Source organism: Mycobacterium gordonae, from assembly GCF_001417955.2.
GTDB lineage: Bacteria > Actinomycetota > Actinomycetes > Mycobacteriales > Mycobacteriaceae > Mycobacterium > Mycobacterium gordonae_B.
This window is the reverse complement of sequence record NZ_LKTM01000367.1, coordinates 1-13836: the sequence shown is the minus strand read 5'-3', so window position 1 is coordinate 13836 and position 13836 is coordinate 1. Positions and strand designations below refer to the sequence as shown.

At 67.3% G+C, this 13836-nt stretch carries 10 protein-coding genes, 1 tRNA gene and 2 pseudogenes; 10 read left to right on the top strand and 3 right to left on the bottom strand.

The annotated features are described in order from the left end of the window. Positions 1-52 precede the first annotated feature (52 nt). A complete protein-coding gene (gene glmU, locus AO501_RS30205; RefSeq protein ID WP_055581255.1) occupies positions 53-1516 on the bottom strand; it encodes a bifunctional UDP-N-acetylglucosamine diphosphorylase/glucosamine-1-phosphate N-acetyltransferase GlmU in 1464 nt (487 codons plus the stop codon). A 109-nt stretch (positions 1517-1625) separates the two neighbouring features. After that, positions 1626-1697: transfer RNA gene (locus tag AO501_RS30200), tRNA-Gln, on the bottom strand. 219 nt (positions 1698-1916) lie between these two features. Here AO501_RS30200 and AO501_RS30195 point away from each other — a divergent pair. Then, positions 1917-2510, top strand: coding sequence for a TetR/AcrR family transcriptional regulator (locus AO501_RS30195; protein ID WP_055581266.1), 594 nt, complete (start codon positions 1917-1919; stop codon positions 2508-2510). A gap of 101 nt (positions 2511-2611) precedes the next feature. Beyond that, positions 2612-2890: a hypothetical protein gene (locus tag AO501_RS30190; RefSeq protein WP_156452862.1), complete on the top strand. Its 279-nt coding sequence runs from the start codon at positions 2612-2614 to the stop codon at positions 2888-2890. Positions 2891-2904: 14 nt separating this feature from the next. Here AO501_RS30190 and AO501_RS30185 read toward each other — a convergent pair. Further along, a pseudogene (locus AO501_RS30185) lies at positions 2905-3684 on the bottom strand (diaminopimelate decarboxylase); the annotation flags it as partial. A 107-nt stretch (positions 3685-3791) separates the two neighbouring features. Here AO501_RS30185 and mfd point away from each other — a divergent pair. From mfd to AO501_RS30145, 8 genes and pseudogenes are all read left to right on the top strand, one after another. Continuing rightward, positions 3792-7433, top strand: coding sequence for a transcription-repair coupling factor (mfd, locus tag AO501_RS30180; protein WP_055581265.1), 3642 nt, complete (start codon positions 3792-3794; stop codon positions 7431-7433). Next, a pseudogene (locus tag AO501_RS30175) lies at positions 7433-8550 on the top strand (nucleoside triphosphate pyrophosphohydrolase). The gene mfd and the pseudogene AO501_RS30175 overlap by 1 nt, the downstream one beginning before the upstream one ends. A gap of 120 nt (positions 8551-8670) precedes the next feature. Further along, positions 8671-9402: a lytic transglycosylase domain-containing protein gene (locus tag AO501_RS30170; RefSeq protein ID WP_055581251.1), complete on the top strand. Its 732-nt coding sequence runs from the start codon at positions 8671-8673 to the stop codon at positions 9400-9402. 53 nt (positions 9403-9455) lie between these two features. Next, a complete protein-coding gene (eno, locus tag AO501_RS30165; protein ID WP_055581250.1) occupies positions 9456-10745 on the top strand; it encodes a phosphopyruvate hydratase in 1290 nt (429 codons plus the stop codon). Next, positions 10699-11433 carry an FtsB family cell division protein gene (locus AO501_RS30160; RefSeq protein WP_055581249.1) on the top strand — a complete coding sequence of 245 codons (735 nt, stop codon included), beginning with the start codon at positions 10699-10701 and terminating at the stop codon, positions 11431-11433. The genes eno and AO501_RS30160 overlap by 47 nt, the downstream gene beginning before the upstream one ends. Further along, the gene (locus tag AO501_RS30155) at positions 11426-11917 is read left to right on the top strand and encodes a DUF501 domain-containing protein (protein ID WP_055581248.1); all 492 of its coding nucleotides are present in this window, start codon (positions 11426-11428) and stop codon (positions 11915-11917) included. Before AO501_RS30160 ends, AO501_RS30155 begins: the two co-directional genes overlap by 8 nt. After that, a complete protein-coding gene (locus AO501_RS30150; RefSeq protein WP_055581247.1) occupies positions 11908-12858 on the top strand; it encodes a Ppx/GppA phosphatase family protein in 951 nt (316 codons plus the stop codon). The genes AO501_RS30155 and AO501_RS30150 overlap by 10 nt, the downstream gene beginning before the upstream one ends. A gap of 397 nt (positions 12859-13255) precedes the next feature. Further along, a complete protein-coding gene (locus AO501_RS30145) occupies positions 13256-13783 on the top strand; it encodes a TetR/AcrR family transcriptional regulator (protein ID WP_082658930.1) in 528 nt (175 codons plus the stop codon). The last annotated feature ends 53 nt before the right edge of the window (positions 13784-13836 follow it).

The window sequence follows — 13836 nt, the reverse complement described above, 5'->3', positions numbered from 1 at the left end:
GGATCGAAAGAAAAGGAACGCCCCATCGTAGCCGGGTTACCGAAAAGCGAAATCACGGTGTCTCACTGGCTGCGGAGTTGCGGGTGGCCCGCTCGGCGGCTTCGGCCGCCGCTGTGCCGGGCCGCTTGCGCTGTACCCAGTTCTCGATGTTGCGCTGCGGGCCGGCCGAGACCGCCAGGGCGCCCGGCGGGACGTCCTCGCGTACGACGGTCCCGGCTCCGGTGTAGGCGCCGTCGCCGACGGTCACCGGGGCGACGAACATGGTGTCCGAGCCGGTGCGCACGTGCGAGCCGATGGTGGTGCGGCTCTTGTTGGTGCCGTCATAGTTGACGAACACGCTGGACGCGCCGATGTTGCTGTGTTCGCCTATGTCGGCGTCGCCGACGTAGGTCAGGTGCGGCACCTTGGTCCCGGCGCCGATCGTGGCGTTCTTGGTCTCGACGAAGGCGCCCAGCTTGCCTTCGGCGCCCAGCACGGTTCCGGGCCGCAGGAAGGTGAAGGGGCCGACCGTCGCGCCGCCGCCGATGGTCGCCGACGCGCCGTGCGTGCGGCAGACGGTGGCGTTGTCGCCGACGCTCACGTCGTTCAGCGTGGTGTCGGGCCCGACGGTGCAGTGCCCGCCGATCTGAGTGCGGCCCAGTAGCTGCGTGCCCGGGTGGATCACCGTGTCGCGGCCGATGGTCACGTCGACGTCGATCCAGGTCGTCGCCGGATCGATCACGGTGACGCCGGCCAGCTGGTGAGCCGCGACGATCCGGCGGTTGAGCTCCGCGCCCAGCTCGGCGAGCTGGACCCGATTGTTGACGCCCGCGACCACGGCACTGTCGTCGATGTGCTGGGCGCTGACGGTGTGGCCGTCGCGGCGCAGGATCGCGATGACGTCGGTGAGGTAGAGCTCCTGCTGGGCGTTGTTGGAGCTGAGCCGGCTCAGCGCAGACTTCAGCGCCGCGATGTCGAAGGCGTAGACGCCGGTATTGACCTCGCGGATCCCGCGCTGCGAGGGCGTCGCGTCGGTCTGCTCGACGATGGCCATCACTTCGTTGTCCTGGGTGCGCAGGATGCGGCCGTAGCCGTGTGGGTCATCGAGCGTGGTGGTGAGCACGGTGACGGCCGCCCCGGCGGATCTGTGGGTGGCGATGAGGTCGGCCAGGGTGTCGGCGTCCAGCAACGGGGTGTCACCCGCGGCGACGACGACGATCCCGGCGTAGTCCTCAGGCAGGGCGGACAGGCCGCACAACACCGCATGGCCGGTTCCTTGCGGTTTGTCCTGCAGCGCGACGTCGATGGTGCGGCCCAGGCTGTCGGCCAGCTCAGCGACCAGCGGTGAGATGCGCTCGTGGTCGTGACCCAGCACGACGACGAGATGCTGAGGCGCGAGTTTGGTCATCGCGTGCAGGGAATGGGAGAGCATGCTGCGGCCGCCGAGGGCGTGCAGCACTTTTGGGGTGTCTGACCGCATCCGGGTGCCGGGCCCGGCCGCGAGGACCAGAACCGCGGTGTCACCACGAAAACTCATCAACTCTCCTCAAGTTTCGCCTGGCGAGCGTGCACACTTGCACGCCGACACGCCGTTAAGAGTGGCATTGAGTGCACGCTCGCGGCAAAAAAGCGGCATATAAGCAGAGCTCCGTCGCCAGGACTCGAACCTGAACTATCTGAACCAAAATCAGAGGTGCTGCCGATTACACCACGACGGATCGCTTCTGAGACTTTAGTCTGCCGACGATGCCGGCCGCTCGAGTGTGCGTCCACTGCTCTGACATTGCGGCCACCGCGGCCGAATCGCGAATTCCGCGTGGTGGACGCACACGCAACGCGCTGAGCGCACACTCGATCGGTCAGCACCCCGATACTCTGAGCACGTGGCGCAACCGGATAAGGGCCCGGACAAAGAAGTGCGGGCGCCGCGCGCCCGGATGACCGGTAGCGAGCGTCGGCGCCAGCTCATCGGCATCGCCCGCTCCCTGTTCGCCGAACGCGGCTACGAAGGCACGTCGATCGAGGAGATCGCCCAGCGCGCCAACGTCTCGAAGCCCGTCGTCTACGAGCATTTCGGCGGCAAGGAAGGCCTCTACGCCGTCGTCGTGGACCGGGAGATGTCGGCATTGCTGGACGGCATCACCTCGTCGCTGACCAACAACCGGTCCCGGGTGCGCGTCGAGCGGGTCGCGCTGGCATTGCTCACCTACGTCGAGGAACGCACCGACGGGTTCCGCATCATGCTCCGCGACTCGCCCGCAGCGATCAGCTCGGGCACCTACTCCAGCCTGCTCAACGACGCCGTCAGCCAGGTCAGCTCCATCCTCGCCGGGGACTTCGCCCGCCGCGGACTGGATCCCGACCTGGCGCCGCTGTACGCCCAGGCGCTGGTGGGCTCGGTGTCGATGACGGCCCAATGGTGGCTGGACACCCGGGAGCCCAAAAAGGAAGTTGTGGCCGCGCACCTGGTCAATCTGATGTGGAATGGCCTCACCCACCTGGAGGCCGACCCGCAACTGCAGGACGAGTAGCAGCCCGCGCGTGCAAGAACTTCGCAAGCGTCAACTGTTGTGATCGGTAGCAGCCCGAGCCGTGTGCACTTATGCACCAGAACCCGAACGAAAGGCTCATCATGCGTTCCCTGCTACCCGCGCTGTCCAACGCTCTGATCGGTCTCGCAATCACCCTGCTGGTTTCCGTGGGCTTGATGCTCTCGCCGCCCGCGCACGCCGAGCAGGGCAACTGCCCGCGTCTGCAGGCCTGCACCACCTGGTGCCCCGGTGACCCCAACCCGGCGGGACGCCCGGTGCCCTGGGACGGCAGCGTCTGCCACGACTATTACTGGGACTCCTACGGCGTCCACGACGTAGGCACCGGAGCTTTCTACTCCTGGGCCACGATGCCCTGGTAATCACCTGCCGGCATCTCGACGACGACGGCGGGCCGGGGGAAATGCTCGGCCGCGCAGCCGTCGTCGAGCGCATCCTCGATGATCCCGGCCAGCTCGCGGGGATCGCCGCAACGCACACCGCCGAGGCTGAGTTCGGTGAGGATGACGCCGTGATGGGCACGTACGTCGGCCATTGCGGCGACCATCCGCCGAATCGCTTCGCCGCACAGGGCCGCGTCGGCGATATGGCAGTGCATCCCGACCAGGTCGAGAGTGCGGTGAGCCAGCACCCACCGGACGCCGTCGGCGGCGTGATCGCCACCCATAGTGAACCCGAACTCCTGGTCACTGATCCCTGCACCGCGTTGCCCGTGGATGTCGACATCCGGAATGACCTGGATGAGCACACGTTGGTGTCGCACCAGATTGGCCAGGTAGCCGACTTCCAGCGGGTCGTCGACAACGATGCGGCCCACGCCGGCGGCCGCCGCGCCGCCCAACTCTTCAAGGGACATCGCGTTCACGTGCACGATGACGTGGGCAGGGTCGATTCCACTGGATAGGGCGACCGCCAGTTCTCCGGACGAGCAGACGTCGACGCCGAGTCTTTTGTCGCGCACCCAGCGGGCCACCGCCGCGGCCGAAAGCGACTTTCCCGGGTAGACCATCTCGACATCGCGGAAGGCCCGACGGCCGCGGCGGGCACGATCCCGGAAGTCAGCTTCGTCACAAATGGCGGTCGCCGGCTCGATTGCACGGCCCAGAATTCGCGGGGCTGCCCGGCCGGCCAAGGGCAGCATGTGCAGCAGTGTCATGCCTTTAAACTGCGCCGATGCCGGCACGAGCGGTGCTTTCCTAACGCTTTCTTGACGGAACCGGGCTCAATATTGACGAATTACAGCGCCCTAGAATGGTGCACACCATGACCGCACCGGGGACTGCGAGCCCAGATACCCCGATCGCGGGGCTCGTCGAATTGGCGCTCACCGCGCCGACATTTCAACAGCTGATCGAGCGCGCCTCCGATCGACCTGAACAATTGCCGCTGGTCGGGCCCGCGAGCGCGCGCCTCTACGTCGCTGCTGCACTGGCCCGGCAGGGGCCGCTGCTGGTGGTCACCGCCACGGGTCGGGAAGCCGACGACCTGAGCGCCGAACTGCGCGGCGTGCTCGGCGACGCGGTTGCGGTTTTTCCGTCCTGGGAGACGCTGCCGCATGAGCGGCTTTCGCCCGGCATCGACACCGTCGGCACCCGGATGATGGTGCTGCGCCGGTTGGCCCATCCCGATGATGCCCGGCTGGGCCCACCGCTGCGCGTCGTGGTGACCGCGGTCCGATCCCTGCTGCAGCCGATGGCGCCACAGCTGGGCCGCCTGGAGCCGCTGACTCTCACGGTCGGCGACGAGATTCCGTTCGAGGACCTCGTCCAACGCCTGGTCGATCTGGCCTATACGCGCGTCGACATGGTCGGACGGCGCGGTGAGTTCGCCGTGCGCGGCGGCATTCTGGACATCTTCGCCCCGACCGCCGAGCACCCCGTGCGCATCGAATTCTGGGGTGACGAGATCACCGAGATGCGGATGTTCTCGGTCGCCGACCAGCGCTCGATCCCCGAGATCGCCGTCGACACGTTAGTCGCCGTCGCGTGCCGCGAGCTGCTGCTCACCGACGATGTCCGGGCCCGCGCTGCCGAGCTGGCCGGCAAACATCCGGCGTCGGAGAACACGGTCACCGGCAGCATCATCGACATGCTGGCCAAGCTGGCCGAAGGCATCCCGGTCGACGGCATGGAGGCGCTGCAATCGGTGCTGCAACCCTCGAATGACGGGGCCCACACGCTGCTCACCGATCAGCTGGCCGAGGGAACCCCGGTGCTCATCTGCGATCCGGAAAAGGTGCGCACCCGCGCCGCCGACCTGATCAAGACGGGCCGGGAGTTCCTGGAAGCGTCCTGGTCGGTCGCGGCCCTGGGCACCGATGCGCCGGTCGACGTCGAACAGCTGGGCGGTTCGGGCTTCGCCGAACTCGACGAGGCGCGGGAGGCGGCCCGCGCGGCCGGCCATCCGTGGTGGACGCTGAGCCAGCTGTCCGATGAGTCGGCGCTCGAACTCGACATCAGGTCCGCCCCCTCGGCACGCGGGCACCAGCACGACATCGACGGAATCTTCGCCATGCTGCGCGCGCACGTCGCCACCGGTGGCTACGCGGCGATGGTGGCACCCGGCACCGGGACCGCGCACCGCATGGTCGAACGGCTGGCCGAGTCCGACATCCCCGCCGGCATGCTGGACCCGGGCCAGACACCCAAGTCCGGAGTCGTCGGCGTCCTGCGCGGTCCGCTGCACGACGGGGTCGTCATCGCGGGCGCCAACCTGGTCGTCATCACCGAGGCCGACCTGACGGGCAGCCGGGCCACCGCCAGTGAGGGCAAACGGCTCGCTGCCAAGCGGCGCAACACCGTCGATCCGCTGGCACTTCAGGCCGGTGACCTGGTGGTTCACGATCAGCACGGCATCGGGCGGTTCGTGGAGATGGTGGAACGCACGGTAGGTGGGGCGCGCCGGGAGTACCTGGTGCTGGAGTACGCGTCCTCCAAAAGGGGTGGGGGTTCCGACAAGCTGTACGTCCCGATGGACTCACTCGACCAGTTGTCGCGCTACGTGGGCGGGCAGGCCCCGGCGCTGAGCAAACTCGGCGGCAGCGACTGGACCAACACGAAGACCAAAGCCCGCCGCGCGGTGCGTGAGATCGCCGGTGAGCTGGTGGCGCTGTACGCCAAGCGGCAGGCCAGCCCGGGACACGCGTTCGCGCCGGATACGCCCTGGCAGGCCGAGATGGAGGACGCGTTCGGCTTCACCGAGACCATGGACCAGCTGACCGCGATCACCGAGGTCAAGTCCGACATGGAGAAGGCGATCCCGATGGACCGGGTGATCTGCGGCGACGTCGGTTACGGCAAGACCGAGATCGCGGTGCGGGCGGCGTTCAAGGCGGTTCAGGACGGCAAACAGGTCGCCGTACTGGTGCCGACCACGTTGCTGGCCGATCAGCATCTGCAGACCTTCACCGACCGGATGGCCGGCTTCCCGGTGACGGTCAAGGGGCTGTCCCGTTTCACCGACCCCGCTGAGTCCCGCAAGGTGATCGAGGGCATGGCCGACGGCTCGGTCGACGTTGTGATCGGTACCCACCGGCTGCTGCAGACCGGGGTGCGCTGGAAGGACCTCGGTCTGGTGATCGTCGACGAGGAGCAGCGCTTCGGCGTCGAGCACAAGGAACACATCAAGGCGCTGCGCAGCCACGTCGACGTGCTGACGATGAGCGCTACGCCGATCCCGCGCACGCTCGAGATGAGCCTGGCCGGCATCCGCGAGATGTCGACGATTCTGACCCCGCCCGAAGAGCGCTACCCGGTGCTGACCTACGTCGGCCCGCACGACGACAAGCAGATCGCCGCCGCCCTGCGACGCGAGTTGCTGCGCGACGGACAGGCCTTCTACGTGCACAACCGGGTGAGCTCCATCGACCGGGCCGCCGCCCACGTTCGTGAGCTGGTTCCCGAGGCGCGCGTGGTCGTCGCCCACGGACAGATGCCCGAAGACCTGCTGGAACGCACCGTGCAGGGGTTCTGGAACCGCGAATACGACATCCTGGTCTGCACCACCATCGTGGAAACCGGACTGGACATCTCCAACGCCAACACGCTGATCGTCGAGCGCGCCGACACCTTCGGCCTCTCCCAGCTGCATCAGTTGCGCGGGCGGGTAGGCCGCAGTCGCGAGCGCGGCTACGCCTACTTCCTCTACCCGCCGAACGCGCCGCTGACCGAGACGGCCTACGACCGGTTGGCGACGATCGCCCAGAACAACGAATTGGGCGCCGGCATGGCAGTGGCGCTCAAGGACCTGGAGATTCGTGGCGCGGGCAACGTGCTCGGCGTCGAGCAGTCCGGGCACGTCGCCGGGGTCGGTTTCGACCTGTACGTCCGGCTGGTCGGTGAGGCAGTGGAGGCCTACCGCGCCGCGGCCGACGGGCAGACGGTGACCACGCCGGAGGAGACCAAGGATGTGCGCATCGACCTGCCGGTCGATGCGCACCTACCGCCGGACTACATCTCCAGCGACCGGCTCCGGCTGGAGGGGTACCGCCGGCTGGCCGCCGCCACGTCCGACAGCGATATCGCCGCCGTTATCGAAGAGCTCGTGGACCGCTACGGTCCATTGCCCGAGCCCGCCGAACGACTGGTGGCCGTGGCGCGCCTGCGGTTGCTGTGCAAGGCCTCGGGCATCACCGAGGTCAGTGCCGTTTCGGCGACAACGGTTCGGCTGTCCCCGTTGACGCTGCCGGACTCCGCGCAGGTTCGCCTGGCCCGCATGTACCCGGGCGGGCGCTACCGTGCGACGACGTCGACGGTGCAGGTTCCCATCCCGCGTGCCGGCGGTATCGGCGCCGGGCACATCCGCGATGTCGAGCTGGTGCAGATGGTTGCCGATTTGGTGACTGCGCTGGCAGGGAAACCGCAGCAAGATGTTGGTATGACGAACGCGGGGAAGGAACGGGCCTGATGATTGTCGTCCTGGTCGACCCCCGGCGCCCGGCGCTGGTGCCGGTGGAAGCCATCGAGCTGCTTACCGGCCCCGTGCAGTACACCGAAGAGATGCCGATCGCGGTGCCCTGGTCGCTGCCGGACGCGCACCCGGCCTACACCGGCGAGGACGCGCCGGTGCTGTTGTCGTCGGACCCCAACCATCCCGCCGTCACCGCCCGCCTGGCCGCCGGTGCCCGGCTCATAGCGGCCCCGGAACGTCAGCGCGGCGAACGCCTGATCGACGCCGTCGCCATGATGGACAAACTGCGCACCGCCGGGCCCTGGGAAAGCGAACAAACCCATGACTCGCTGCGCCGGTACCTGCTGGAAGAGACCTACGAGCTGTTGGACGCGGTGCACAGCGGCAACGTCGACCAACTGCGTGAAGAACTCGGTGACCTGTTGCTGCAGGTGCTTTTCCACTCGCGCATCGCCGAGGATGCCGCGTTGCTTCCCTTCAGCATCGACGACGTCGCCGACACGCTGATGCGCAAACTCGGCAACCGGGTGCCGGGAGTGCTTGCCGGCGAAGAGATTTCGCTGCAAGATCAGCTGGCCAAATGGGAAGAGGCCAAGGCCGCCGAGCGCTCACAGAAGTCGCGCAACTCGGTGCTCGACGACGTCCACACCGGTCAGCCGGCATTGGCGCTGGCGCAGAAGGTCATTCAGCGGGTGTGCCAGGCAGGCCTGCCCGCCGAGTTCATTCCCGCCGAGCTCACCACGATCACGCTCTCGGCTGATGTCGACGCGGAGAACACGCTGCGCGCAGCCGTGTTGGACTTCGTCGAAATGGTTCGCGGCGTCGAGAAGTCGATTGCCGCCACCCGCCGCGGCGACAGTATCGCCGAAGAACTCGACATGACGCCGTTGGGCTTCGTCACCGAGGAGGAGTGGCGGGCGCACTGGCCGTCCGCCGGGCCGGCTCTCGAGGAGGCGGAGCCCGAGCACGACGTGGCGGTCGGCTCCGAGGTGCCGGGGGACCTGCCCGAAGAACCCAAGGAGTCCCGGCCCAAAAAGCGCAAGGGACGGCGCTGACCCACAGGTTTGCGACAACTCAGAGAAGCTGCACAAACAGCCAGTTCGTGGGTCGATAACCGGTGCGATTTTTGTGTGCTGGACGGTTCGGCGAGCTAGGCACTCCCGCGACTCATGGGACGATGAGCTAGGCCGAAATGGGTGAGCGGGCCCGATAGGGAGATCGACAGGGAGAGTTTGTGTCGCCGAGACGCTGGTTGCGCGCGGTCGCCGTGATAGGGGCGACCGCGATGCTGTTGGCGTCAAGTTGCACCTGGCAACTCAGCCTGTTCATCCCGGAGGGCGTACCGCCCCCGGCCGGCGATCCGGTGCCGCCGGTGGACACCCACGCCGTCGGGCGCCCCGCCGACCAGTTGCGGGAATGGGCCGAGGCGCGGGCTCCGGCGCTCGAGATGCCGGTCGTCGCGCTGGAGGCCTACGCCTACGCCGCGCGCGTCGCCGAGGTGGAGAACCCGAAGTGCCACATCGCCTGGACGACGCTGGCGGGCATCGGGCAGGTGGAGAGCCATAACGGCACCTACCGGGGGGCGACGATAGCGCCCAACGGTGACGTCAGGCCGCCGATCCGGGGCGTCCTGCTCGACGGCAGCGGCGGCAACCTGCGCATCGTCGACAACGACGGCAGCCTGCTCGACGGGGACAACGGCTTGGAGCGCGCGATGGGGCCGATGCAGTTCATCTCCGAGACCTGGAAACTGTACGGGGTCGACGCCAACAACGACGGCACCGCCAGCCCGGACAACATCGATGACGCCGCATTGTCGGCCGCTGGTTATTTGTGTTGGCGCGGAAAGGATCTCTCGACTGCGCGCGGCTGGATCAACGCGTTGCGGGCCTACAACAACTCCGGCGTTTACGCGCGGGCGGTACGGGACTGGGCAACCGCCTATGCGGCGGGTCATCCGCTGTAGAAAGATGTACCGCCGGGGGCCTGAACAGAGCCAAGAGCGCAAAGGAGAACCCAGTGCCGATTATCGAGCAGGTCGGAGCCCGCGAGATCCTCGACTCCCGCGGCAACCCGACCGTCGAGGTCGAGGTCGCGCTGATCGACGGAACATTCGCCCGTGCGGCGGTGCCCTCGGGCGCGTCGACCGGCGAGCACGAGGCAGTCGAATTGCGCGACGGCGGTGACCGGTACGGCGGCAAGGGGGTGAAGAAGGCCGTTCAGGCGGTGCTGGACGAGATCGGGCCGGCGGTCATCGGTCTGAACGCCGACGACCAGCGGTTGGTCGACCAGGCGCTGGTCGACCTCGACGGCACCCCCGACAAGTCCCGGCTGGGGGCCAATGCAATCCTCGGCATCTCGCTGGCCGTCGCCAAGGCGGCGGCCGACTCGGCGGCGCTGCCGCTGTTCCGGTACCTGGGCGGACCGAACGCCCACATCCTGCCGGTGCCGATGATGAACATCGTCAACGGTGGCGCGCACGCCGACACCGGCGTCGACGTCCAGGAGTTCATGGTGGCGCCCATCGGCGCCCCCAGCTTCAGCGAGTCGCTGCGCTGGGGCGCCGAGGTGTACCACGCGCTCAAGTCGGTGCTGAAGAAGGAGGGGCTGTCCACGGGGCTGGGCGACGAGGGCGGTTTCGCCCCGGACGTCGCCGGCACCACCGCGGCCCTCGATCTGATCAGCCGCGCCATCGAGTCGGCCGGCTTCAAACTCGGTGTGGATGTCGCACTGGCGCTCGATGTGGCGGCAACCGAGTTCTACACCGAGGGCACCGGATACAGCTTCGAGGGCTCGACCCGGACGGCCGATGAGATGACTGAGTTCTACGCCGGGCTGCTCAACTCCTACCCGCTGGTGTCCATCGAAGACCCGCTGTCCGAGGATGATTGGGACGGTTGGACCGCGCTGACGGCCGGTATCGGTGACCGGGTGCAGATCGTCGGCGACGACCTGTTCGTCACCAATCCCGAGCGTCTCGAAGAAGGCATCGAGCGCGGTGCGGCAAATGCGTTGCTGGTCAAGGTGAATCAGATCGGGACGCTGACCGAGACGCTGGACGCGGTCGCCCTGGCGCACCACAGCGGATACCGCACGATGATGAGCCACCGCAGCGGCGAGACGGAGGACACCACCATCGCCGATCTGGCCGTGGCGGTGGGCAGCGGCCAGATCAAGACGGGTGCGCCGGCCCGCAGTGAACGGGTCGCGAAATACAACCAGCTGCTGCGCATCGAAGAGGCGCTGGGGGATGCGGCCCGCTATGCCGGCGACCTGGCGTTCCCCCGGTACGGAGCGGACCCCAAGTAGCTTGTCTCCCAAGCCTGATCCGAAACGGCGATCCCCGGCATCACGGCCGGGGAAGCCGGGTGATTCGGCTCGGGCGCGTCGGACCGGTGGTTCGTCGAAGTCCTACGCCAGTCCTGTTTCGAGGCCGGTTTCCAAGCCGGCGCAGACGGCTCCTGACGAGAGCCGGTCCACCGGCTCGCTGCACGAGCATGTGGTGGATCCCATCAAGCGGTCCTTCACCGAATCCGTTGAGCAGCGGTCGGATCAGCGGCTGGGTTTCACCGCTCGGCGCGCCGCCATCCTGGCCGCGGTGGTGTGTGTGCTGACGCTGACGATTGCCGGCCCGGTGCGCACGTACTTCTCGCAACGCACCGAGATGGCGCAACTGTCGGCGACCGAGGCCGCGCTGCGCCGCCAGATTGCGGACCTGGAACAACGCAAGGGCCAGCTGGCTGATCCGGCCTATGTCGCGGCGCAGGCGCGCGAGCGCCTCGGCTTCGTCAAGCCCGGGGACATTCCGTTCCAGGTTCAGCTGCCGCCCGGGTCCGCGGCGGCGCCGCAGCCGGGCGCCGAGGTGGGTGGTGCGGTGAAGAACGAGCCCTGGTACACCTCGTTGTGGCACACGATCGCCGACGCGCCGCACCTGCCGCCAGCGGCCGGCCCGGCGCCCGAGCAGGCGCCGCCCAACCCGCCGCCGCCCGGTGGTTGATTCCGCTGACCTGGAGGCGGTGGCGCGTCAGCTGGGTCGCGAGCCTCGAGGTGTGCTCGAAGTCGCCTACCGGTGCTTGGACGGCGAACCGGGAGTGGTGAAGACCGCGCCGAAGCTTCCTGACGGGACGCCGTTTCCGACGCTGTATTACCTGACGCATCCGGTGCTGACCGCGGCGGCGAGCCGATTGGAAACGACGGGCCTCATGCGCGACATGACCGAAAGGTTGGGTCGTGATCCAGATCTGGCCACCGCGTACCGTCGCGCTCACGAGTCCTATCTGGCCGAGCGGGATGCGATCGAACCCCTTGGCACCGCGTTCTCCGGCGGTGGCATGCCGGACCGGGTCAAATGCCTGCATGTGCTCATCGCGCACTCGCTGGCCAAGGGGCCTGGGGTCAACCCCTTCGGTGACGAGGCGTTGGCGCTGCTGGCCGCCGAGTCCGGTGCTGCGGCTTCTTTGGTTGGGAGACAATGGCTTTGACACGACTCGCTGGTATCGACTGCGGGACCAACTCGATTCGGTTGCTGATCGCCGATGTCGGGGGAGAGCGGCTGCGCGATGTCCATCGCGAGATGCGCATCGTCCGGTTGGGTCAGGGTGTCGATGCAACGGGGGAGTTCGCGCCCGAGGTGATCTCCCGGACCCGGGCGGCGCTGGTCGATTACGCCGGGTTGCTTCGTCTGCACGGTGCCGAGCGGGTGCGAATGGTGGCCACCTCGGCGACGCGCGATGCCGCCAATCGTGATGTCTTCTTCGCGATGACCGCCGAGGTGCTGGGGGCCGTGATTCCTGGGGCGGTTGCCGAGGTGATCACCGGCGACGAGGAGGCCAGCCTGTCATTCCGGGGTGCGGTCGGCGAGTTGGACAGTGCCGGTGCGCCTTTCGTCGTTGTCGACCTGGGCGGGGGTTCGACGGAAATCGTGGTCGGCACGGCGGCCGATGAGATCGTGGCGAGTTACTCGGCCGACATCGGTTGCGTGCGTCTGACCGAACGGTGTCTGCACTCCGACCCGCCGGCTGCGGATGAAGTCGCGGCGGCCCGCGAAGTGGTGCGTGAGCGGCTCGACGTCGCCTTGCGCGCGGTGCCGGTGGCGGGGGCGCGGACCTGGGTCGGGCTGGCGGGGACGATGACGACGCTGTCGGCGCTGGCGCAGGGTCTGACTCGCTATGACGCTGCGGCAATTCATCTTTCGCGGGTGCCGTTTGGTGAGCTGCTGCAGGTGTGTGACCGGCTGATCGGTATGACCCGGGCGCAGCGTGCTGCGCTGGGTCCCATGCACGAGGGCCGGGTGGACGTGATCGGTGGCGGTGCGATCGTGGTGCAGGAGTTGGCACGGGAATTGGGTTCGCGCGCCGGCATTTCGGAGTTGGTGGTCAGTGAGCACGACATCCTGGACGGGATCGTTTTGTCGATCGCGTAACGCCGGATGCTACGACGACTTCGCGGTTGGCCGCGAATAGGCTGCCGGGCCGGCGCGGAAACTTGGGTGGATCGGCGGCGCGCAGTCCATTGAAATCGGTTTGTCGAACTTGAGATGCGTATGTCTTTTTCGTACCAAAAACAAATCATTCAAGACGAAAAATCTGTTAGTGCTATCCGCGGTATGCCCCGATTTCGATGCCTTCTTGTATCGTTGGTTGCCGACAGTGCTCAAACTAAATTCACTACTCAAATCGCGTCACATCCGATTTCGGCGAAGACACCAGGCCACTTGTTCAACAATCGACTTGGATCAAGGGGACATTGTGTTGAGGCTCTCCGCTACGGCGCTGCAGCGCGGTAGCGCTCCGGTGCTGCACGACTCGATTCTGGATGCGATGCGGCGCTTGCTGTTGACTCGCGATTGGTCCGCCATCACATTGTCGGATGTGGCTCGCGCCGCCGGTATCAGCCGGCAGACGATCTACAACGAGTTCGGCTCCCGGCAGGGCTTGGCGCAGGGTTACGCCCTGCGACTCGCTGACCAACTCGTGGACTCCGTCAAGGCCAGTCTCGACGCCAACAACGGGAGTACCTACGAATCGCTTCTGCAGGCCTTTCAGGCGTTCTTCAGCGCGTCGGCGGCCGACCCGCTGATCATCTCGCTGCTGACCGGTGTCGCCAAGCCCGATCTGCTGCAACTTGTCACGATCGACAGCGCGCCCATCCTCAGCCGCGCGTCAACCCGCCTGTTGACGGTGTTCGACCAGACCTGGCCGGTCGCCCGCGACGGCGATGTCAGTGTCGTGTCCAGGGCGATCGTCCGCCTGTGCCTGAGCTACATCGCGATGCCGCCCGAGACCGGCCAAGACGTCGCGGCGGACCTGGCCGGACTGATAACCGGCTCTTCGCAATTGAGGGTGTAGGGCGGTCAGCTGTTTTCGACTGGTGATCGGGGGGTCTGGTTGGCTGGGGGTGT

Excerpts from the sequence above, each read along its gene's own strand:
- AO501_RS30145 (WP_082658930.1), top strand. The coding sequence starts at position 13,256 with ATGCGGCGCTTGCTGTTGACTCGCGATTGGTCCGCCATCACATTGTCG.
- glmU (WP_055581255.1), bottom strand. The coding sequence starts at position 1,516 with ATGAGTTTTCGTGGTGACACCGCGGTTCTGGTCCTCGCGGCCGGGCCC.
- AO501_RS30190 (WP_156452862.1), top strand. The coding sequence starts at position 2,612 with ATGCGTTCCCTGCTACCCGCGCTGTCCAACGCTCTGATCGGTCTCGCA.
- AO501_RS30195 (WP_055581266.1), top strand. The coding sequence starts at position 1,917 with ATGACCGGTAGCGAGCGTCGGCGCCAGCTCATCGGCATCGCCCGCTCC.
- AO501_RS30160 (WP_055581249.1), top strand. The coding sequence starts at position 10,699 with ATGCCGGCGACCTGGCGTTCCCCCGGTACGGAGCGGACCCCAAGTAGC.
- AO501_RS30150 (WP_055581247.1), top strand. The coding sequence starts at position 11,908 with ATGGCTTTGACACGACTCGCTGGTATCGACTGCGGGACCAACTCGATT.
- mfd (WP_055581265.1), top strand. The coding sequence starts at position 3,792 with ATGACCGCACCGGGGACTGCGAGCCCAGATACCCCGATCGCGGGGCTC.